This window comes from Curtobacterium sp. L6-1 (genome assembly GCF_018885305.1).
GTDB classification, from domain to species: domain Bacteria; phylum Actinomycetota; class Actinomycetes; order Actinomycetales; family Microbacteriaceae; genus Curtobacterium; species Curtobacterium aetherium.
Genome location: NZ_CP076544.1, coordinates 3,120,713 through 3,138,466, shown reverse-complemented (window position 1 = coordinate 3,138,466; position 17,754 = coordinate 3,120,713). Strand labels below are relative to the sequence as shown.

27 protein-coding genes are annotated in these 17,754 nt (G+C 69.1%); 2 read left to right on the top strand and 25 right to left on the bottom strand.

Features of this window, described 5'->3' with window-relative positions:
* Window positions 1-171: 171 nt before the first annotated feature.
* Complete coding sequence (locus KM842_RS14575) at window positions 172-1,494, top strand: LCP family protein (RefSeq protein WP_216259479.1); 1,323 nt, start codon at window positions 172-174, stop codon at window positions 1,492-1,494.
* A 351-nt stretch (window positions 1,495-1,845) separates the two neighbouring features.
* On the opposite strand, the gene map is transcribed toward KM842_RS14575, so the two are convergent.
* From map to rpsJ, 23 genes are all read right to left on the bottom strand, one after another.
* Entirely contained in the window at window positions 1,846-2,625 is a 780-nt protein-coding gene (gene map / locus KM842_RS14570; protein ID WP_216262461.1) for a type I methionyl aminopeptidase, read from the bottom strand.
* Between the two features lie 65 nt (window positions 2,626-2,690).
* On the bottom strand, window positions 2,691-3,281 hold the full coding sequence (locus tag KM842_RS14565; RefSeq protein ID WP_216259478.1) for an adenylate kinase: 591 nt from the start codon (window positions 3,279-3,281) through the stop codon (window positions 2,691-2,693).
* The gene (secY, locus tag KM842_RS14560; protein WP_110824231.1) at window positions 3,278-4,600 is read right to left on the bottom strand and encodes a preprotein translocase subunit SecY; all 1,323 of its coding nucleotides are present in this window, start codon (window positions 4,598-4,600) and stop codon (window positions 3,278-3,280) included. The genes KM842_RS14565 and secY overlap by 4 nt, the downstream gene beginning before the upstream one ends.
* A gap of 179 nt (window positions 4,601-4,779) precedes the next feature.
* Window positions 4,780-5,244, bottom strand: a complete 465-nt coding sequence (gene rplO, locus KM842_RS14555; protein WP_110903556.1) for a 50S ribosomal protein L15 — start codon at window positions 5,242-5,244, stop codon at window positions 4,780-4,782.
* Window positions 5,241-5,426 carry a 50S ribosomal protein L30 gene (gene rpmD / locus KM842_RS14550; protein WP_022906355.1) on the bottom strand — a complete coding sequence of 62 codons (186 nt, stop codon included), beginning with the start codon at window positions 5,424-5,426 and terminating at the stop codon, window positions 5,241-5,243. The genes rplO and rpmD overlap by 4 nt, the downstream gene beginning before the upstream one ends.
* The gene (rpsE, locus tag KM842_RS14545) at window positions 5,426-6,112 is read right to left on the bottom strand and encodes a 30S ribosomal protein S5 (protein ID WP_216262459.1); all 687 of its coding nucleotides are present in this window, start codon (window positions 6,110-6,112) and stop codon (window positions 5,426-5,428) included. The genes rpmD and rpsE overlap by 1 nt, the downstream gene beginning before the upstream one ends.
* A gap of 143 nt (window positions 6,113-6,255) precedes the next feature.
* Window positions 6,256-6,633 (bottom strand): 50S ribosomal protein L18, encoded by a 378-nt coding sequence (rplR, locus tag KM842_RS14540; protein ID WP_110824233.1) that lies wholly within the window; start codon window positions 6,631-6,633, stop codon window positions 6,256-6,258.
* Window positions 6,634-6,635: 2 nt separating this feature from the next.
* Window positions 6,636-7,172 (bottom strand): 50S ribosomal protein L6, encoded by a 537-nt coding sequence (rplF, locus tag KM842_RS14535; protein ID WP_111050814.1) that lies wholly within the window; start codon window positions 7,170-7,172, stop codon window positions 6,636-6,638.
* Window positions 7,173-7,178: 6 nt separating this feature from the next.
* A complete protein-coding gene (gene rpsH, locus KM842_RS14530; RefSeq protein WP_216259476.1) occupies window positions 7,179-7,577 on the bottom strand; it encodes a 30S ribosomal protein S8 in 399 nt (132 codons plus the stop codon).
* Window positions 7,578-7,735: 158 nt separating this feature from the next.
* On the bottom strand, window positions 7,736-8,326 hold the full coding sequence (rplE, locus tag KM842_RS14525) for a 50S ribosomal protein L5 (protein ID WP_216259474.1): 591 nt from the start codon (window positions 8,324-8,326) through the stop codon (window positions 7,736-7,738).
* Window positions 8,326-8,679 (bottom strand): 50S ribosomal protein L24, encoded by a 354-nt coding sequence (rplX, locus tag KM842_RS14520; protein ID WP_216259472.1) that lies wholly within the window; start codon window positions 8,677-8,679, stop codon window positions 8,326-8,328. The genes rplE and rplX overlap by 1 nt, the downstream gene beginning before the upstream one ends.
* 3 nt (window positions 8,680-8,682) lie before the next feature.
* Window positions 8,683-9,051, bottom strand: coding sequence for a 50S ribosomal protein L14 (gene rplN / locus KM842_RS14515; RefSeq protein WP_110824238.1), 369 nt, complete (start codon window positions 9,049-9,051; stop codon window positions 8,683-8,685).
* A gap of 31 nt (window positions 9,052-9,082) precedes the next feature.
* A complete protein-coding gene (gene rpsQ, locus KM842_RS14510) occupies window positions 9,083-9,367 on the bottom strand; it encodes a 30S ribosomal protein S17 (RefSeq protein WP_216259469.1) in 285 nt (94 codons plus the stop codon).
* Complete coding sequence (gene rpmC, locus KM842_RS15995) at window positions 9,367-9,687, bottom strand: 50S ribosomal protein L29 (protein ID WP_110903564.1); 321 nt, start codon at window positions 9,685-9,687, stop codon at window positions 9,367-9,369. The genes rpsQ and rpmC overlap by 1 nt, the downstream gene beginning before the upstream one ends.
* Entirely contained in the window at window positions 9,687-10,106 is a 420-nt protein-coding gene (gene rplP, locus KM842_RS14500) for a 50S ribosomal protein L16 (RefSeq protein ID WP_216259467.1), read from the bottom strand. The genes rpmC and rplP overlap by 1 nt, the downstream gene beginning before the upstream one ends.
* Window positions 10,107-10,108: 2 nt before the next feature.
* A complete protein-coding gene (gene rpsC, locus KM842_RS14495) occupies window positions 10,109-10,915 on the bottom strand; it encodes a 30S ribosomal protein S3 (RefSeq protein ID WP_110824242.1) in 807 nt (268 codons plus the stop codon).
* Window positions 10,915-11,307: a 50S ribosomal protein L22 gene (rplV, locus tag KM842_RS14490; protein WP_110903567.1), complete on the bottom strand. Its 393-nt coding sequence runs from the start codon at window positions 11,305-11,307 to the stop codon at window positions 10,915-10,917. Before rplV ends, rpsC begins: the two co-directional genes overlap by 1 nt.
* A 25-nt stretch (window positions 11,308-11,332) precedes the next feature.
* Window positions 11,333-11,614: a 30S ribosomal protein S19 gene (gene rpsS, locus KM842_RS14485; protein WP_017885529.1), complete on the bottom strand. Its 282-nt coding sequence runs from the start codon at window positions 11,612-11,614 to the stop codon at window positions 11,333-11,335.
* 11 nt (window positions 11,615-11,625) lie between these two features.
* Window positions 11,626-12,465, bottom strand: coding sequence for a 50S ribosomal protein L2 (gene rplB / locus KM842_RS14480; protein ID WP_216259465.1), 840 nt, complete (start codon window positions 12,463-12,465; stop codon window positions 11,626-11,628).
* Between the two features lie 18 nt (window positions 12,466-12,483).
* Window positions 12,484-12,783 (bottom strand): 50S ribosomal protein L23, encoded by a 300-nt coding sequence (rplW, locus tag KM842_RS14475; RefSeq protein ID WP_216259463.1) that lies wholly within the window; start codon window positions 12,781-12,783, stop codon window positions 12,484-12,486.
* On the bottom strand, window positions 12,780-13,439 hold the full coding sequence (gene rplD, locus KM842_RS14470) for a 50S ribosomal protein L4 (RefSeq protein ID WP_216259461.1): 660 nt from the start codon (window positions 13,437-13,439) through the stop codon (window positions 12,780-12,782). Before rplD ends, rplW begins: the two co-directional genes overlap by 4 nt.
* A gap of 2 nt (window positions 13,440-13,441) precedes the next feature.
* Complete coding sequence (gene rplC, locus KM842_RS14465) at window positions 13,442-14,095, bottom strand: 50S ribosomal protein L3 (RefSeq protein ID WP_216259459.1); 654 nt, start codon at window positions 14,093-14,095, stop codon at window positions 13,442-13,444.
* Between the two features lie 14 nt (window positions 14,096-14,109).
* Window positions 14,110-14,418 (bottom strand): 30S ribosomal protein S10, encoded by a 309-nt coding sequence (gene rpsJ / locus KM842_RS14460; RefSeq protein ID WP_110824248.1) that lies wholly within the window; start codon window positions 14,416-14,418, stop codon window positions 14,110-14,112.
* Between the two features lie 586 nt (window positions 14,419-15,004).
* Between rpsJ and KM842_RS14455 the strand changes: the two genes are divergently transcribed.
* Window positions 15,005-15,802, top strand: a complete 798-nt coding sequence (locus KM842_RS14455; protein WP_216259457.1) for a TrmH family RNA methyltransferase — start codon at window positions 15,005-15,007, stop codon at window positions 15,800-15,802.
* Window positions 15,803-15,869: 67 nt separating this feature from the next.
* On the opposite strand, the gene KM842_RS14450 is transcribed toward KM842_RS14455, so the two are convergent.
* Together KM842_RS14450 and KM842_RS14445 are read right to left on the bottom strand one after the other, a co-directional pair.
* Window positions 15,870-16,667, bottom strand: a complete 798-nt coding sequence (locus KM842_RS14450; protein WP_216259455.1) for a DarT ssDNA thymidine ADP-ribosyltransferase family protein — start codon at window positions 16,665-16,667, stop codon at window positions 15,870-15,872.
* A gap of 87 nt (window positions 16,668-16,754) precedes the next feature.
* The gene (locus KM842_RS14445; RefSeq protein WP_216259453.1) at window positions 16,755-17,732 is read right to left on the bottom strand and encodes a DNA topoisomerase IB; all 978 of its coding nucleotides are present in this window, start codon (window positions 17,730-17,732) and stop codon (window positions 16,755-16,757) included.
* Window positions 17,733-17,754 lie beyond the last annotated feature (22 nt).

Below are 17,754 nucleotides of genomic sequence, written 5' to 3'. Positions count from 1 at the left end.
ATTGCCAAGTGCTGGCCCCGATCCGGTGCGGCGCGGCACCCCAGTGCAGGGGGCGGTCGGGCGCGTGATCCCCGCGGGCACGCGGATCCACAGCGGTCCCGAGGAGAGCGCACTGTCGCGACCGAGTACGGGGCCGTACGGTGACGAGAGCAGTCACCGAAGGAGACCCCCGTGCCCGACGCCCCAGGCCGCGAGCGCCCCGTCGCACGCCACGGCCGCCTCCCCCGCCGTCGCGGGTGGACGACGGCGCTGTCCGTCGTCGCCTCCGCCGCGGCCGTCGTCCTCGTGAGCGGGACCTGCGTCTCCGCCATCGGCGTCGCCCAGCTCGCGGCCGCGCCGCGGACCGTGGCGCTCAGCACGGACGACCAGAGCACCGCGCAGACCGCAGACATCACGGCGATCGAGGGCGGGGCGAACATCCTGCTCATCGGGAGCGACACCCGCGTCGGCCAGTTCGACTCCGACGAGGACGTCGAGGGTGCCCGGAACGACGTCACCATGCTCGTGCACGTCTCCGAGGACCACGAGCAGCTCACCGCCGTCAGCTTCCCGCGCGACCTCATGGTGCCGATACCGGCGTGCACGAACCCGGAGACCGGCACCACCTACCCCGCTGCCGACTCCGCCCAGTTCAACACCGCGCTCGGCAACGGCGGCGTCTCCTGCGTGGTCGACACGGTCGAGAACCTCACCGGCTTGACCGTGCCGTACGCTGGCCTCATCACGTTCAACGGCGTCATCGAGATGTCGAACGCGCTCGGCGGCGTCGACGTCTGCGTGGCGACGCCCATCGACGACTCCTTCACCGGCCTGCACCTCAGCGCCGGCGCCCACTCGCTCCAGGGCTCCGACGCCCTCGCCTTCCTGCGCTCCCGGCACGGCGTCGGCGACGGCAGCGACCTCGCACGGATCAGCTCGCAGCAGGTGTTCCTCTCCGCCCTGCTGCGCCAGGTCACCGCGGACGGCACGCTGTCGAAGCCCGTCACGCTCTACAAGCTCGCCGGGGCCGCCCTGTCGAACATGACCCTGTCCGACGGGCTGGCGCGGCCCCGGACCCTGGTCGGACTCGCTTCCACGCTCCGGGGCATGAGCACCTCGAGCATGCTCTTCGTGCAGTACCCGGTCGTGGACGACCCGGCGGACTCCGCCCGTGTGGTCGTCGACGAGGCGAACGCCCACACGCTCAACGTCGCCCTGCAGACCGACGAGCGCACCTCGCTCGCCGACTCCTCCACGGGTCGTGCGTCCCGGGGGTCGTCGGACGCCGCCACGAGCTCGCCCTCCGCGACCCCGCCGCAGTCCGCCGGGTCCGGGTCGGGGTCCGAGTCCGGGGCCGGGTCCGGAGCGACGCCGTCCGACACCGCCAGCCCGTCCGGTGACGGCGCGACGCCCGGTGCGCGGACGACCACCACCAGCAGCCCGTCCGCCACGCCGCTGCCGTCCTCGATCACCGGGCAGAGCGCCGCCGAGGAGACCTGCTCCGTCGGGAACTGACCCCGCCACGCCGCGCCGCTCGTCGACGCCGTGCGACGCAGCGACGACGGGTGCGAGGAGCGCTCACGATCGCCGGTCGCCGGTCACCGCGGCCGCCCGCCTCGGTGCGGCTCCAACGCAGCACCGTCCGCCGGCCGGTCGGACACCGCCCGACGCACCCACGATCCTCGCCGCCGGTCGCGCGCAGCACCACCAGTCGGACGGACGGTCGGTCACCACCCGACCCGGCCACGCGCCTCCGCGGCGGAGCACCGGACGACCAGGGACCGGTCGGTCCCCGGTCGACCCGATCACGGGCCTCCGGGTCGGTCGACCGCCCGGGAGCGGCCCCCAGCGGCCTGGAGGCGCGACCTACGGGACCGGGACCGGCGTCACACCCAGCGGGGCCAGGCCCGCCGCGCCGCCGTCGGCGGCCGTGAGCACCCAGATGCCGTCCGCGTGCACCGCGACGCTGTGCTCCCAGTGCGCGGCGTCCGAGCCGTCGAGCGTGCGGACGGTCCACCCGTCGGCATCGGTCGAGCTGTCGATCGTGCCCGCCGTCACCATCGGCTCGATCGCTACGGCGAGGCCGGCCTGCACGGCGGGACCGGCGCCGCGGACGCGGTAGTTGAAGACGGGCGGCTCCTCGTGCATCGACCGGCCGATGCCGTGCCCCGTGAAGTCCTCGACGATGCCCCACTCGCCGGTCTCGTCGATCGCGTCCTCGACCGCCGCGCCGACCTCGTGCAGGGCCTTCGCGTGCGCGAGTGCGGCGATGCCGTACCACAACGACCGCTCGGTCGTGTCGCACAGCGCCTGGCGCGCCGCGCTCGTCGCTGCGTCGCCACCGGGGACGACGACGGTGAACGCGCTGTCGCCGTTCCACCCGTCGACCTCGGCACCGGCGTCCACCGACACGATGTCGCCGGCCTGCAGGACGCGATCGCCGGGGATCCCGTGCACGATCTCGTCGTTCACCGACACGCAGAGAGTGTGGCGGTAGCCGGGCACCAGCTGGAAGTTCGGCACGCCGCCGCCGTCGCGGATCGTCCGCTCGGCGATCGCGTCGAGCTCACCCGTCGTGGCACCGGGACGGACCGCCGCACGGACCGCGTCGAGCGCCTGCGCCGTCAGCAGCCCCGGGCGCACCATGGCGCGGAGCTCGTCGGGCGTCTTGTAGATCGAGGGCTTGCGGCGGCGCACCGGTCGGACCCGGGTCAGACCGCGGCCGTCAGGCCGCGCGACGAGAGGACGTCGGCGATCCGGTCGCCGACCTCGTCCACGCCACCGAGCGCGTCGACGTCGACGACGAGCCCGCGCTCCTGGTAGACCGCGACGAGCGGAGCGGTCTGCTCCTGGTACACCTGCTGGCGGCGACGGATGGTCTCCTCGGTGTCGTCGGCGCGACCCTGCTCCTGCGCGCGCTTGAGCAGGCGCCCGACCAGGGCCTCCTGGTCGGCGACGAGCTGGACCACCGCGTCGATCCCGGCGCCCTGCTCGGCCAGGAGCGCGTCGAGGTACTCGACCTGCGCCGGCGTGCGGGGGTAGCCGTCGAGCAGGAACCCGCCCGCTGCGTCGGCTTCGGCGAGACGGTCGCGGACGAGCTCGTTCGTCAGGTCGTCCGGAACGTACTCACCGGCGTCCATCAGGGCCTTCGCGCGCTGCCCGAGGGGCGTGCCCTCGGCGACGTTCTTCCGGAAGATGTCGCCGGTCGAGATGGCGGGGACCCCGAAGGTCGACGCGATGCGCCCGGCCTGCGTGCCCTTGCCCGCCCCGGGAGGTCCGACGATGACGAGACGTGCGCTCAACGGAGAAGCCCTTCGTAGTGACGTTGCTGCAGCTGCGAGTCGATCTGCTTCACGGTCTCGAGGCCGACACCCACGATGATCAGGATGCTGGCACCGCCGAACGGGAAGTTCTGGTTCGCCCCGAACAGCGCCAGTGCTGCGAGCGGGATGAGTGCGATGAGACCGAGGTAGAGCGCACCGGGCAGCGTCACCCGGGTGAGGACGTAGTCGAGGTACTCGGCAGTGGGACGGCCGGCACGGATGCCCGGGATGAACCCGCCGTACTTCTTCATGTTGTCGGCGACCTCTTCGGGGTTGAAGGTGATCGCGACGTAGAAGTACGTGAAGCCGACGATGAGCAGGAAGTACAGGACCATGTAGAACCAGTTGTCACCCGAGGTCAGGTTGCTCTGGATCCAGGTCACCCACGGGGCCGGCGCGCTGCCGTCCGAGGGCTGGTTGAACTGGGCGATCAGGGCCGGCAGGTACAGCAGCGACGACGCGAAGATGACGGGCACGACGCCAGCCATGTTCACCTTGATCGGGATGTACGTGTTGTTGCCGCCGTAGGTCCGACGTCCGACCATGCGCTTGGCGTACTGGACCGGGATCCGCCGCTGCGACTGCTCGACGAAGACGACGGCCATCATGATGACGAGGCCGACCAGGATGACGAACAGGAAGAGTTCGAAGGACTGCGACTGCTCGATGGCCCACAGCGCCGACGGGAACTGCGCGGCGATGGACGTGAAGATGAGCAGCGACATGCCGTTGCCGATGCCGCGCTCGGTGACGAGTTCGCCCATCCACATGATGAGGCCGGTGCCGGCGGTCAGCGTGATGACCATCAGCAGGATGGCGTACCAGCTGTCGTTCGAGATGATCGAGGTGCAGGACGCCGAGGCGCTCGTGCCGAAGAGGGCACCGGAGCGGGCGACCGTGATCAGGGTGGTGGACTGCAGCACGCCCAGCGCGATGGTGAGGTAGCGCGTGTACTGCGTCAGCTTGGCCTGACCGGACTGACCCTCCTTGTAGAGGGAGTCGAAGTGCGGGATGACCACACGCAGGAGCTGCACGATGATCGACGACGTGATGTACGGCATGATCCCGAGCGCGAAGACCGAGAGCTTCAGGAGCGCGCCGCCGGAGAACAGGTTGATCAGGTCGTAGAGGCCGCCCGAGGAGGACGCGGACGCCAGGCACGCCTGGACGCTGGCGTAGTCCACGAAGGGTGCGGGGATGTACGACCCGAGGCGGAACAGCGCGATGATCGCGAGGGTGAAGCCGATCTTCTTCCGAAGATCTGGGGTGCGCATGATGCGCGCGACCGCTCTGAACACGAGTTACTCCGAACTTCTGTGACCGGTCTGCCGGTCGAGCCGGGCGTGGACGCCCGTGGCCGGATGCGCCGACCCCGTGGCCCGGGAACGCACGTCGAACGACGCCGTGTTCCGGACCTGCCATCAAGGAAACCGTAACGGCGGCCCGCGCGCAATGCGCGGGCCGCCGCCGACGGGGACTACTTGGTGACGGTGCCGCCCGCCGCCACGATCTTCTCCTCGGCCGAAGCCGAGACCTTGTCGACCGTGACCGTGAGCTTCACGCTGATGTCACCCTGACCGAGAACCTTGACCTTCTCGTTCTTGCGGACGGCGCCCTTGGCGACCAGGTCCGCGACGGTGACGTCGCCACCGTTCGGGTAGAGCTCCGCGATCTTGTCCAGGTTCACGGGCTGGTACTCGACGCGGAACGGGTTCTTGAACCCGCGGAGCTTCGGGGTGCGCATGTGCAGCGGCATCTGCCCACCCTCGAAGCCGACCTTGACCTGGTACCGGGCCTTCTGGCCCTTGGTGCCACGGCCAGCGGTCTTGCCCTTTGAGCCCTCACCACGACCGACGCGGGTGCGGTCCTTCTTGGACCCCGCTGCCGGACGAAGGTGGTGGACCTTCAGGATCTGGACGCGCTCGTTCTTCTCGTCGCTCATGCGTCGACCTCCTCGACCTTCACGAGGTGCGCCACCGTGGCGACGTACCCGCGGTTCTGGGCGTTGTCCTCACGCAGGACCGTACGGCCGATGCGCTTGAGGCCCAGGCTGCGGAGCGTGTCGCGCTGGTACTGCTTCTCGCTGATGACGGACTTCGTCTGCGTGATCTTCAGCATCGCCATCACGCACCTGCCTTCTCGTTCGCGGCGGCACGGGCGGCCGCCTCGGCGTGCAGCAGGCGAGCCGGCACGACGTGGTCGACGGGCAGGCCACGACGGCTGGCGACGGCGCGCGGCTCTTCGAGCTGCTTGAGCGCCGTGACGGTCGCGTGCACGATGTTGATGGTGTTCGACGAGCCGAGCGACTTGCTCAGGACGTCGTGGATGCCGGCGCACTCGAGCACGGCGCGGACCGGACCACCGGCGATGACACCGGTACCGGCAGCGGCCGGACGCAGGAGGACGACACCGGCGGCGGCTTCACCCTGCACCGGGTGCGGGATGGTGTTGCCGACGCGCGGGACGCGGAAGAAGTTCTTCTTCGCCTCCTCGACGCCCTTCGAGATGGCGGTCGGGACCTCGCGGGCCTTGCCGTAGCCGACGCCCACGAGACCGTTGCCGTCACCGACGACGACGAGCGCGGTGAAGCTGAAGCGACGACCACCCTTGACGACCTTGGAGACGCGGTTGATGGTCACGACGCGCTCGAGGAACTGGCTGTCGCCACCGCGGCTGTTGCGGTCGTTGCCACGGCCGCCCTGCTGACGGTCACGACCGCCGCCGCTGCCGCCACCACGGCGGCCACGGTTGTCGACGGAGTCGCGGTTGTTCGAAGCCGAGCCCGCAGCGGTCTCGACGGGACGCTCCACGACGGGGACGTCCGGCTCCTTGGCCGCGGGGGCCTTGGCGTCGGTGGTCTCCTCGGCAGCGGCCTCGGTCGGCGCCTCGGCGGTCGTGTCGACCTCGGCCGGGGTCGTGGCCTCGGCGTCGTCGTTGGTGTTCGCGATGTCGCTCACAGGTTCAGCCCTCCTTCACGGGCACCATCGGCGATCGCGGCGACGCGACCGGCGTACTTGCTACCGCCGCGGTCGAAGACCACGGCCTCGACGCCAGCCGACTTCGCGCGCTCGGCGACGAGCTCGCCGACGCGACGGGCCTTGGCGGTCTTGTCGCCGTCGAACGAGCGGAGGTCGGCCTCCATCGTCGATGCGCTGGCGAGGGTGTGACCCTTCGCGTCGTCGATGACCTGGACGAACACGTGACGTGACGAACGGGTGACGGCGAGACGCGGACGGGTCTCGGTCCCGGTGATCTTCTTCCGGAGACGGTTGTGGCGGCGAGCCTTGGCAGCCGCCTTGCTCTTGCCTCGAGTACGAGTTCCGATGGCCATGATCACTTACCTGACTTTCCGGCCTTGCGGCGCACGATCTCGCCGGCGTAGCGGACACCCTTGCCCTTGTAGGGCTCGGGCTTGCGCAGCTTGCGGATGTTGGCCGCGACCTCACCGACGAGCTGCTTGTCGATGCCGTTCACGGTGACCTTGTTGTTGCCCTCGACGGCGAAGCTGATGCCCGCCGGCGGGTTGACCGTGATCGGGTGGGAGTACCCGAGCGCGAACTCGAGGTCGCTGCCCTTGGCTGCCACGCGGTAACCGGTACCGACGACCTCGAGGCCCTTGGAGTAGCCCTGGGTGACGCCGATGATCTGGTTCGCGATGAGCGAGCGCGTCAGGCCGTGCAGCGCGCGGGAGGAACGCTCGTCGTCCGGGCGGCTGACGAGGACCTGGTTGTCCTCGACCTTGGCCTGGATGGGCTCAGCGATGACGAGCGTGAGCTCGCCCTTCGGGCCCTTGACGGCGACGTTCTGGCCGTCGACCGAGACGGTCGCTCCGGCCGGGATGTCGATGGGGAGACGTCCGATACGAGACATGATCGATCACCAAACGTAGGCGAGGACTTCCCCACCCACGCCCTTCTGCTCGGCTTCGCGGTCGGTCAGGAGCCCCGAGGAGGTCGACAGGATCGCCACGCCGAGGCCACCGAGGACCCGGGGGATCTCCGTCGACTTCGCGTAGACCCGGAGGCCCGGCTTCGAGACGCGCTTGATGCCGGCGATCGAACGCTCGCGATCGGGGCCGTACTTGAGTTCGATGGTGAGGGTCTGCCCGACGCGGGCGTCCTCGACCTTCCACTCGCTGATGTAACCCTCGCGCTTGAGGATGTCCGCGATGGTGGTCTTGAGCTTGGAGCTCGGAAGCGAGACGGCGTCGTGGTGAGCCGAGTTCGCGTTCCGCAATCTGGTCAGCATGTCTGCGACCGGATCGGTCATCGTCATGATGCGTTTCCGTTCTTCGTCCGGTTTCGACACCCGTTCCACGAGTGCCGACCTCGACGATCGAGGTGATCCCAGGGCGGTTCCCCGGGATCGGTGTGACTTCGTGCGAGCGGGCCGGAGGAGAGAAACCTCCTCCGGCCCGCACCGCCCGGAGTAGCTTAGACCGTCTGGTCGCCCGAACGGAACGGGAAGCCGAGCTGGCGGAGCAGCGCGCGGCCTTCGTCGTCCGTCTTCGCGGTGGTCACGACGGTGATGTCGAACCCACGCACGCGGTCGATGCGGTCCTGGTCGATCTCGTGGAACACGCTCTGCTCCGAGAGACCGAAGGTGTAGTTGCCGTTGCCGTCGAACTGGCGGTCGCTGAGACCACGGAAGTCGCGGATGCGCGGGAGCGCCAGCGACAGCAGACGGTCCAGGAACTCCCACGCGCGGTCACCACGGAGGGTGACGTGCGCGCCGATGGCCTGGCCCTCGCGCAGCTTGAACTGCGCGATGGACTTGCGGGCCAGCGTGACCTGCGGCTTCTGACCCGTGATCGCGGTGAGGTCCTTGATGGCCCCCTCGATGATCTTCGAGTCGCGCGCGGCCTCACCGACACCGGTGTTGACGACGACCTTGACCAGGCCGGGGACCTGGTTGACGTTCGCGTAACCGAACTGCTCGGTCAGCGCCGCCTTGATCTCGTTGCGGTACTTCTGCTTGAGGCGCGGCTGAACTTTCTCAGCAGTCGCGGCAGTCGTGTCGGTCATCAGAGCTTCTCACCAGACTTCTTGGCGTAGCGGACGCGGACGGTCTTGGTGACGCCGTCCTTCTCCACCTCTTCGGTGCGGAAGCCGACGCGGGTCGGCTTCTTGGTCTTCGGGTCGACGATCGCGACGTTCGACACGTGGATCGGGGCTTCGTGCTGCTCGATGCCACCGGTCTTCGACCCGCGCTGGGTCTGACCGACGCGGACGTGCTTGGTCACGAAGTTGATGCCCTCGACGACCAGACGGTCGCCGCGGACCTCGATGACCTTGCCCTGCTTGCCGCGGTCGCCGCCACGCTCCTGCGTGGCTCCCGTGATGACCTGGACCAGGTCACCCTTCTTGATGTTCGCCATGGCTTACAGCACCTCCGGCGCGAGCGAGATGATCTTCATGAACTTCTTGTCACGGAGCTCGCGACCGATCGGCCCGAAGATGCGCGTGCCGCGCGGGTCGCCGTCAGCCTTGAGGATCACTGCCGCGTTCTCGTCGAACTTGATGTAGGAGCCGTCCGGACGACGGGTCTCCTTCTTGGTGCGAACGATGACCGCCTTGACGACGTCACCCTTCTTCACGTTGCCGCCGGGGATGGCGTCCTTCACCGTGGCGACGATGACGTCACCGAGGCCGGCGTAGCGACGACCCGAGCCACCGAGCACGCGGATGGTCAAGATCTCCTTGGCACCCGTGTTGTCGGCGACCTTCAGGCGGGATTCCTGCTGAATCACTGCTGTCTCCTATTCCGAAGCGGGCCGAGGCCTACTTGGCCTTCTCGAGGATCTCGACCAGGCGCCAGCGCTTGGTGGCGCTGAGGGGACGGGTCTCGCTGATGACGACCAGGTCGCCGATGCCGGCCGTGCCCTGCTCGTCGTGGGCCTTGACCTTCGACGTGCGACGGATGACCTTGCCGTAGAGGGGGTGCTTCACGCGGTCCTCGACCTCGACGACGATCGTCTTGTCCATCTTGTCGCTCGTGACGTAGCCACGACGGGTCTTGCGGTAGCCGCGGGTGACGGCGGTGGAGTCCTTCTCTTCGGTGGCCATCAGTTCTCCTCGGCGGTCGCGGCCTCGGTCGACTCAGCCGGCTTCTCGGCCTTCTTCGACGACTTCTTGGCCTTCGGGGCGGTCTCGACGGGCGCGGGCGTGGCACGGATGCCGAGCTCGCGCTCGCGGAGCACGGTGTAGATGCGGGCGATGTCGCGCTTGACGGCACGGAGACGGCCGTGGCTCTCCAGCTGGCCGGTGGCCGACTGGAAGCGGAGGTTGAACAGCTCCTCCTTGGCCTTCTTCAGCTCGTCAGCGAGACGCTCGTTCTCGAACGTGTCGAGCTCAGTGGGACGGAGCTCCTTGGAACCGATCGCCATTATGCGTCGCCCTCCTCGCGCTTGATGATGCGTGCCTTGAGGGGCAGCTTGTGGATTGCACGGGTCAGTGCCTCGCGGGCGATCTCGTCGCTGACGCCGGCGAGCTCGAAGAGCACACGACCCGGCTTGACGTTCGCGACCCACCACTCGGGCGAACCCTTACCGGAACCCATTCGGGTCTCTGCCGGCTTCTTGGTCAGCGGGCGGTCCGGGTAGATGTTGATCCACACCTTGCCGCCACGCTTGATGTGACGCGTCATCGCGATACGAGCGGACTCGATCTGACGGTTGGTCACGTAGGCCGGGGTGAGCGCCTGGATTCCGTAGTCACCGAAGGAGACCTTGGTGCCACCGGTCGCCTGACCCGAACGCTTCGGGTGGTGCTGCTTGCGGTGCTTGACTCGACGGGGGATAAGCATGGTTACGCCTCAACTCCTGCGCCGGCCGGCGCGTCCTGCGGGGCCTGCTGCTCGCGACGGTCGCCACCGCGCTCGTTGCGGTCGCCACGGGGGCCGCCGCCACGACGGTCGCCGCCACGACGCTCGGGGCGCGACGAACGCTGGTTCGCCTGCTCGCGAGCGAGCTCCTTGTTCGTGATGTCGCCCTTGTAGATCCAGACCTTCACGCCGATGCGGCCGAACGTCGTCCGGGCCTCGTAGAAGCCGTAGTCGATGTTCGCGCGGAGCGTGTGCAGGGGCACGCGGCCCTCGCGGTAGAACTCCGAGCGCGACATCTCGGCGCCGCCGAGACGACCCGACACCTGGATGCGGACACCCTTGGCGCCGGCGCGCTGTGCACCCTGCAGGCCCTTGCGCATGGCGCGACGGAACGCGACACGAGCGGAGAGCTGCTCGGCGATGCCCTGCGCGACGAGCTGGGCCTCGGTCTCGGGGTTCTTGACCTCGAGGATGTTGAGCTGGATCTGCTTCTTGGTGAGCTTCTCGAGCTCGCTCCGGATGCGCTCGGCCTCGGCGCCGCGGCGACCGATGACGATGCCCGGACGCGCCGTGTGGATGTCCACGCGGACGCGGTCACGGGTGCGCTCCAGCTCGATGCGGGCGACGCCCGCGCGGTCGAGGGTCTTCGTCAGGAACTGACGGATCTTGACGTCCTCGGCCACGAAGTCGGCGTAGCGCTGACCCTTCTTCGTGCTGTCGGCGAACCAGTGGGAGATGTGGTCCGTCGTGATCCCGAGACGGAAGCCGTACGGGTTGACCTTCTGGCCCATTACTTGCTCGCCTTCTTGCTCGTCGCGGCGGCCTCGGCCTCATCCGGCGTCGCGAGGACGACCGTGATGTGGCTCGTGCGCTTGTTGATGCGGAAGGCGCGGCCCTGTGCACGCGGCTGGAACCGCTTCAGGGTCGTGCCCTCGTCGACGAAGACGCTGCTCACGTAGAGGTCGCGCTCGTCGAGGAAGCTGTTCGTCGAGTCCGCCTTGACACGTGCGTTGGCGATCGCCGAGGCGACCAGCTTGTACACGGGCTCCGAAGCGCCCTGGGGGGCGAACTTCAGGATGGCGAGCGCCTCGTGGGCCTGCTTGCCGCGGATCAGCTGGATGACGCGACGGGCCTTCTGAGGCGTGACGCGGATGTGTCGCACGCGTGCGATCGACTCCACCATTTCGTTCCTCCTCTTCGTCGCCGCCTTAGCGGCGACGGCCCTTCTTGTCGTCCTTCACGTGGCCGCGGAAGGTGCGGGTCGGCGCGAACTCGCCGAGCTTGTGACCGACCATCGACTCGGTGACGAACACCGGGATGTGCTTGCGGCCGTCGTGCACCGCGATGGTGTGACCGAGCATGTTCGGGACGATCATCGACCGCCGCGACCAGGTACGGATCACGTTCTTGGTGTTGGCCTCGTTCTGCGTGACGACCTTGCGGAGCAGGTGCTCGTCGACGAAGGGGCCCTTCTTCAGACTGCGTGGCATCTTCGGAACTCCTACTTGCGCTTCTTGCCGGCGTTACGGCGACGGACGATGAGCTTGTCGCTCGGCTTGTTCGGCTTGCGCGTACGACCCTCGGCCTGGCCCCACGGGCTGACCGGGTGACGGCCACCGGAGGTCTTGCCTTCACCACCACCGTGCGGGTGGTCGACCGGGTTCATCGCGACACCACGCACGGTCGGGCGGACGCCCTTCCAGCGCATGCGGCCGGCCTTGCCCCAGTTGATGTTCGACTGCTCGGCGTTGCCGACCTCGCCGATCGTGGCGCGGCAGCGGGCGTCGACGTTGCGGACCTCACCCGACGGCAGACGGAGCTGCGCGTAGGGGCCGTCCTTGGCGACGAGACGCACCGAGGCGCCGGCCGAGCGGGCGAGCTTGGCGCCGCCACCGGGGCGGAGCTCGATCGCGTGCACGACCGTACCCACCGGGATGTTGCGGAGCGGCAGGTTGTTGCCGGGCTTGATGTCAGCGCCGGCACCGGTCTCGACGACGTCGCCCTGCTTGAGCTTGTTCGGCGCGATGATGTAGCGCTTGGTGCCGTCCACGAAGTGCAGGAGCGCGATGCGCGCCGTGCGGTTCGGGTCGTACTCGATGTGCGCGACCTTGGCGTCGACACCGTCCTTGTCGGCACGACGGAAGTCGATCACGCGGTACTGGCGCTTGTGGCCACCACCGATGTGACGCGTCGTGATGCGACCCGAGCTGTTCCGGCCACCGGTCTTCGGCAGCGGACGGAGCAGGGACTTCTCCGGGGTCGAACGGGTGATCTCGGCGAAGTCGGCGACCGAGGAGCCGCGACGACCGGGAGTCGTGGGCTTGTAGTTACGAATAGCCATGATTTATCCCTCTGGTCCTCAGCCGACAGCCGTGAAGATGTCGATCGAACCGGACTTGAGCGTCACGATGGCGCGCTTGGTGTCCTTGCGCTTGCCGATCCCGAACTTGGTCCGGCGGGTCTTGCCCGGACGGTTCAGCGTGTTGATGCCGGCGACCTTGACGTCGAAGATCTTCTCGATCGCGAGCTTGATCTCGGTCTTGTTCGCACGGGGGTCCACGAGGAACGTGTACTTGCCCTGGTCGATGAGGCCGTAGCTCTTCTCCGACACGACCGGCGCGATGATGATGTCGCGCGGGTCCTTGTTGAAGCCGCTCATGCGGAGATCTCCTTCGCGGTCTTCGACGCGATGAAGGCGTCGAGGGCGCTCTTGCTGAAGACGACGGCGTCCGCACGGAGGACGTCGTAGGCGTTCAGCTGGCCGTACGAGAGCGCGTGGACGTTCGGCAGGTTGCGGACGCTCTTCAGCGTCAGCTCGTCGCCCGACTCGAGCACGACGAGCACGTGCTTGACGGGCGCGACCTTCCCGAGGAGCGTGCGGGCGGTCTTGGTCGAGGGCAGTTCCGCCTCGACGAAGGCCTCCACAGCGGAGATGCGGCCACCGCGGGCGCGGTCCGAGAGCGAGCCGAGCAGGGCTGCGGCGATCATCTTCTTCGGGGTGCGCTGCGAGTAGTCGCGCGGGGTCGGTCCGTGGACGACGCCACCGCCGGTGTGCTCCGGAGCGCGGACCGAACCCTGACGGGCGCGGCCGGTGCCCTTCTGCTTGAACGGCTTGCGACCGGCACCGCGGACTTCGCCACGGTTCTTGGTCTTGTGGGTGCCCTGACGCGCGGCGGCGAGCTGCGCGGTGACGACCTGGTGGATCAGCGGGACGTTGGTCTCGACGTCGAAGATCGCTGCGGGGAGCTCGACGGAGCCGGACTTCTCACCCGAGGCGTTCAGGACGTCGATCGAGGTTGCGGTCGTGGTGGCCATGATCACTTACCCTTCACGGCGGTGCGGACGAAGACGGAACGGCCACGAGCACCGGGGACGGCGCCCTTGACGAGCAGCAGACCCTTCTCGGCGTCGACGGCGTGGACCGTGAGGTTGAGGACGGTCACGCGGTCGCCACCCAAACGACCGGCCATGCGCATGCCCTTGAAGACACGCGACGGGGTCGAGGAGGCGCCGATCGAACCGGGCTTGCGGTGGTTGCGGTGCGAACCGTGCGAGGCGGAGACACCGGCGAAGTTGTGACGCTTCATGACACCGGCGAAGCCCTTGCCCTTGCTGGTGCCGACGACGTCGACCTTCTGGCCCGCTTCGAACGTGTCGACGGTGAGCTCCTGGCCGAGCGTGTACTCGGCGGAGTCGTTCGTCCGGATCTCGGTGAGCGTGCGGCGCGGGGTGACCCCGGCGGCCTCGAAGTGGCCGGCGGCCGGCTTGTTCACCTTGCGGGGGTCGATCTGGCCCGCGGCGATCTGGATCGCCTCGTAGCCGTCGCGCTCGACGTTGCGGATCTGGGTGACCACGTTGGGGCCGACCTCGATCACGGTGACGGGGATGAACTTGTTGTTCTCGTCCCACACCTGGGTCATCCCGAGCTTCTTGCCGAGGAGGCCCTTGACGGTCTTGGTTGAGTTCGCCATGAGTTCCAGCCCCCTTACAGCTTGATCTCGATGTTGACGTCCGCCGGGAGGTCGAGTCGCATGAGCGAGTCGACGGCCTTCGGCGTCGGGTCGACGATGTCGATGACCCGCTTGTGCGTGCGCTTCTCGAAGTGCTCGCGCGAGTCCTTGTACTTGTGAGGGGAACGGATCACGGGGATCACGTTCTTCTCGGTGGGGAGCGGCACCGGGCCGACCACGGTCGCACCGGCACGGGTCACCGTGTCGACGATCTTCCGGGCCGACGTGTCGATGACCTCGTGGTCGTACGACTTGAGCCGGATGCGGATCTTCTGTCCCGCCATGTGTTTTCCTGTCCTCTCTGCGCCGCGCACCCGCAGGCCGCCTGACGCCGCCGGGGCTCCGCTGTCGCGTGCCCGGCTGTTTACGTGAACCACCGGCTCCGCCCGTGGGGGATGACCGCTGTTCTCCTGTCAACCGCGCGATGACCTGGGCCACTCGCGCGGACATGTCGCCACCCGCACCTGGCACAGCTGCGCCGGGGTGCTCGAGGATGTCGATCGTGTTCTGCTGCCTGCGGCCCAACCCAGCCCTGCTGAACAGAGGGGTTGTGCACTGCCAGAGCAGTGACCCTGCGGGCGCGAACGCCCGCGGAATTTCGGAACCGGACAAGTCTCCCATAGGCCCCGCGTCCGTGCAACCCGGGCGTGTCGCGATCCGCGCGGCGTGTCGGGTCCGCTCCCACGGGCCTCCAGGAGACGGCCCCGCGCCGCCTGCCTCCAGGCCGGTGGACCGGCCTGGAGGCCCTGGACGGCCTGGTGTGCGGACCGGCCCGGAGGCCCGTCACGGCCGGTCCTGTCGGCCCACCTCCGACGGCACCCCCGACCGCCGTCGGCCCGGTGCGGAGGAGGCCGCTGCTAGCCTTCGCGCATGCCGGAACCCGCCCTGTTGTCCGACCCGTCCGACCCCGCGGTCCAGCGCCTCGCCGACCTCGCCAAGCCCTCGCGCGGCAGCGTCCGCACCGCGATCGTCGAGGACCAGGAGCCGCTCGTGCAGGCCCTCCGCGCCGGCGTCCGGTTCGTCGAGGTCTACGGCGAGTCCACCCGGGAGCTCCCCGCCGACGTCGCCGCCCTGTGCGCCGAGCACGGTGTCCCCGTGCGACTGGTGGAGCCGGCCGTCCTGACGAAGGTGTTCCGGAGCGAGAAGCGCCCGAAGGTCTTCGGCGTCGCCAACGTCCCCGCGCCGGCACGCTTCTCCGCGCTGGCCGACGGCACCGGTGACGTGCTCGTCCTCGACGGCGTGAAGATCGTCGGCAACATCGGGGCGATCGTCCGTACCGCCGTCGGGCTCGGCGCACGCGGCGTCGTCCTGGTCGACAGCGACCTGCCCACCATCGTCGACCGTCGCCTGGTGCGCGCCAGCCGCGGCCACGTGTTCTCGGTACCGGTCCTGCTCGAGACGCGGGAGCGCGTCACCCGGTGGCTGACCGACGCCGGCCTGCGGGTCGTCGACGTCGACATGGACGGCTCCCTCTCCCCCGAGTCCCTCGGGGCGCTCGACGAGGACGTTGCCCTGCTGCTCGGCGCCGAGAAGACCGGGGCATCGGACGCGCTGCAGGGCCTAGCCACCGACACCGTGTCCGTGCCGATCGACAGCCGCGTCGAGTCGCTGAACGTCTCCGTCGTCGCCGGCATCGTGCTCTACGCGCGCACCCGTCGCGGCCGCTGACCCACGGACGACGGAACGCCCCGGCTCCACTTCGGTGGGGCCGGGGCGTCCTGGTTCCGGTGCTGGTTCAGTCCTCCGGCAGCGGCGGGACGAACCACGGCGGGAAGACCGCGACGCGGGGCGCCGGTCCGTCGAGCTCGGCGAACACCGTCTTGACCTGCTGGCGGACACGCTCGTTCGGCACGCCGACGAGCGCGACCGACGACAGCGCGACCCGCGGGCCGGCGAGCAGCTCCACGCCGTGCATCGACGGGTCGGTGATGTCGGTGCGGCGGAGCAGGTTCGTCGCGGCCTCGGGCCCGACGGCGAAGCGCACGTCCGGGTCCTCGGCGTCGGTGTCCGCCAGGATCACGGACGCACCGAACGCGGTGGTCGGGACGACCAGGACGACGTACTCGGTCGCGCGGGTGCGCCGGGCGGCGTCCGACCAGCGGTCCTCCTCGGCGCCCGAGCGGAGCTCGTCCCACCGCCGGGCGTCCGGCGACAGGGTGAAGGGCACGTGGCCGGCCACGCTGGAACCGTCGGGGGCGGTGGCCGCACCACGGGCCTCCCGGACGGCGGCGGAACTGACGTCGACGACGGGGGCCGCCTGGTCGGAGGCGAGGATCGCGCCGTCCGCGACGATCGAGGCGAGGTTGTCGATGTGGGTGACGTGGTGGGCGCGCAGCGCACCGAAGTCACGCGTGGCGGGGAGCACCTGCTCGGGGACCTTGCCGCCGACCACGGCGGGCGTCGATCGCAGCGACGTCGTCACGCGGGTGCGCCGCGGCGTCGGGGTCTTGGTGATGGTCTCCGGATCACGCTGCCGTGGGGAGCAGATGTCGCAGAGTTCGATGGGGAAACCGTGGATGCACTCGTCGGTCACGACTGATGGGTCCTTCCGTGCCTCGTGGGGTGGGCGGGCACGACGACCAACGCTACGTCATCCCGGAACCACCAGCGACCGATCACATCACTGCCGGTACAGGAGCGCCCGGACCTCGGACTCGGCTGCGTGCAGGCGAGCGGGGTCGATGGTCTCGCCGTGCTCGTAGGCGTCGAGCAGACGTGGGTCGATGTAGCTCTGTCGTGCGACCGTGGGGGTGTTGCCGAGCACCTCGCTCGCGGCCTTCACCGCGTGGGAGACCGCCTTCTTCCGCTTCACCTGGCTCGACAGCACGCCGGTCTGCGCGAGGTCGATCGCCGCGGCGACGGTGCCGTGCAGCGTGCGGAAGTCCTTCGCCGTGAAGTCCTCCCCCGCACGCTCCTTGACGTAGGCGTTGATGTCCTCGGCGGTCACCGGCTGCCAGTCGTCGCCGCGCCGCTCGCGAAAGGACAGCAGGCGGGCGTTTGCGCCGCGACGCTTCATGCCGGCGAGCACCCGCGCGAGGTCGGCGTCGTGGATCGTCGACGACCACGCCTGGTGGCTCTTGCCGGGGAACTCGAGCTCGATGTCGTCGCCGGAGATGTGCGCGTGCGCGCAGAGCAGCGTCGACAGGCCGTGGCTGCCGTGCTCGGTGGCGTAGCGCTCCGAGCCGACGCGGAGCGAGCCCTGGTCGAGCATCCGGAAGGCCGCTCCGAGCGCACGCTGGCGGTCCGGCTCCGGACGGCGGAGGTCCTGCGTCACCATCCGGCGGGCGGAGGGGAGCGACTCCGCGAGGGCGAGCGCCCGGTCGTACTTGATCTTGTCCATCCGCTCGCGCCACGAGGGGTGGTACATGTACTGCCGTCGACCGGCGCCGTCGATCCCCGTCGCGAGGATGTGCCCGTTCTCGTACGGCGAGATCCAGACGTCGTCCCACGCAGGCGGGATGACGAGGTTCTCGAGGCGCTGGCGCACCTCCGGATCGGTCACCGTCGTGCCGTGCGGGTCGCGGTACGAGAAGCCCTTGCCGCTGCGGACGCGGTGGTAGCCACGACCCTTGGTCGAGGAGCGGCGGAGACGTGTCACGTCCTCGATGCAACACCCTCGG

Bases quoted from the DNA above. Each gene is read 5' to 3' on its own strand.
- rpsJ (WP_110824248.1), bottom strand. From the start codon at position 14,418: ATGGCGGGACAGAAGATCCGCATCCGGCTCAAGTCGTACGACCACGAG.
- rplX (WP_216259472.1), bottom strand. From the start codon at position 8,679: ATGGCGAACATCAAGAAGGGTGACCTGGTCCAGGTCATCACGGGAGCC.
- rplC (WP_216259459.1), bottom strand. From the start codon at position 14,095: ATGGCGAACTCAACCAAGACCGTCAAGGGCCTCCTCGGCAAGAAGCTC.
- rplB (WP_216259465.1), bottom strand. From the start codon at position 12,465: ATGGCTATTCGTAACTACAAGCCCACGACTCCCGGTCGTCGCGGCTCC.
- rplE (WP_216259474.1), bottom strand. From the start codon at position 8,326: ATGACCGACACGACTGCCGCGACTGCTGAGAAAGTTCAGCCGCGCCTC.
- rpsC (WP_110824242.1), bottom strand. From the start codon at position 10,915: ATGGGCCAGAAGGTCAACCCGTACGGCTTCCGTCTCGGGATCACGACG.
- rpmC (WP_110903564.1), bottom strand. From the start codon at position 9,687: ATGGCGATCGGTTCCAAGGAGCTCCGTCCCACTGAGCTCGACACGTTC.
- rplW (WP_216259463.1), bottom strand. From the start codon at position 12,783: ATGAGCGGCTTCAACAAGGACCCGCGCGACATCATCATCGCGCCGGTC.
- rpsH (WP_216259476.1), bottom strand. From the start codon at position 7,577: ATGACGATGACCGATCCGGTCGCAGACATGCTGACCAGATTGCGGAAC.
- map (WP_216262461.1), bottom strand. From the start codon at position 2,625: ATGGTGCGCCCGGGGCTGCTGACGGCGCAGGCGCTCGACGCGGTCCGT.
- rplP (WP_216259467.1), bottom strand. From the start codon at position 10,106: ATGCTTATCCCCCGTCGAGTCAAGCACCGCAAGCAGCACCACCCGAAG.
- rplD (WP_216259461.1), bottom strand. From the start codon at position 13,439: ATGGCCACCACGACCGCAACCTCGATCGACGTCCTGAACGCCTCGGGT.
- rplO (WP_110903556.1), bottom strand. From the start codon at position 5,244: ATGAGCGACGAGAAGAACGAGCGCGTCCAGATCCTGAAGGTCCACCAC.
- rpsQ (WP_216259469.1), bottom strand. From the start codon at position 9,367: ATGGCCACCGAAGAGAAGGACTCCACCGCCGTCACCCGCGGCTACCGC.
- rplV (WP_110903567.1), bottom strand. From the start codon at position 11,307: ATGGTGGAGTCGATCGCACGCGTGCGACACATCCGCGTCACGCCTCAG.
- KM842_RS14455 (WP_216259457.1), top strand. From the start codon at position 15,005: ATGCCGGAACCCGCCCTGTTGTCCGACCCGTCCGACCCCGCGGTCCAG.
- rplF (WP_111050814.1), bottom strand. From the start codon at position 7,172: ATGTCTCGTATCGGACGTCTCCCCATCGACATCCCGGCCGGAGCGACC.
- rpmD (WP_022906355.1), bottom strand. From the start codon at position 5,426: ATGGCGATGCTGAAGATCACGCAGACGAAGTCCGTCATCAGCGAGAAG.
- rplR (WP_110824233.1), bottom strand. From the start codon at position 6,633: ATGGCCATCGGAACTCGTACTCGAGGCAAGAGCAAGGCGGCTGCCAAG.
- rpsS (WP_017885529.1), bottom strand. From the start codon at position 11,614: ATGCCACGCAGTCTGAAGAAGGGCCCCTTCGTCGACGAGCACCTGCTC.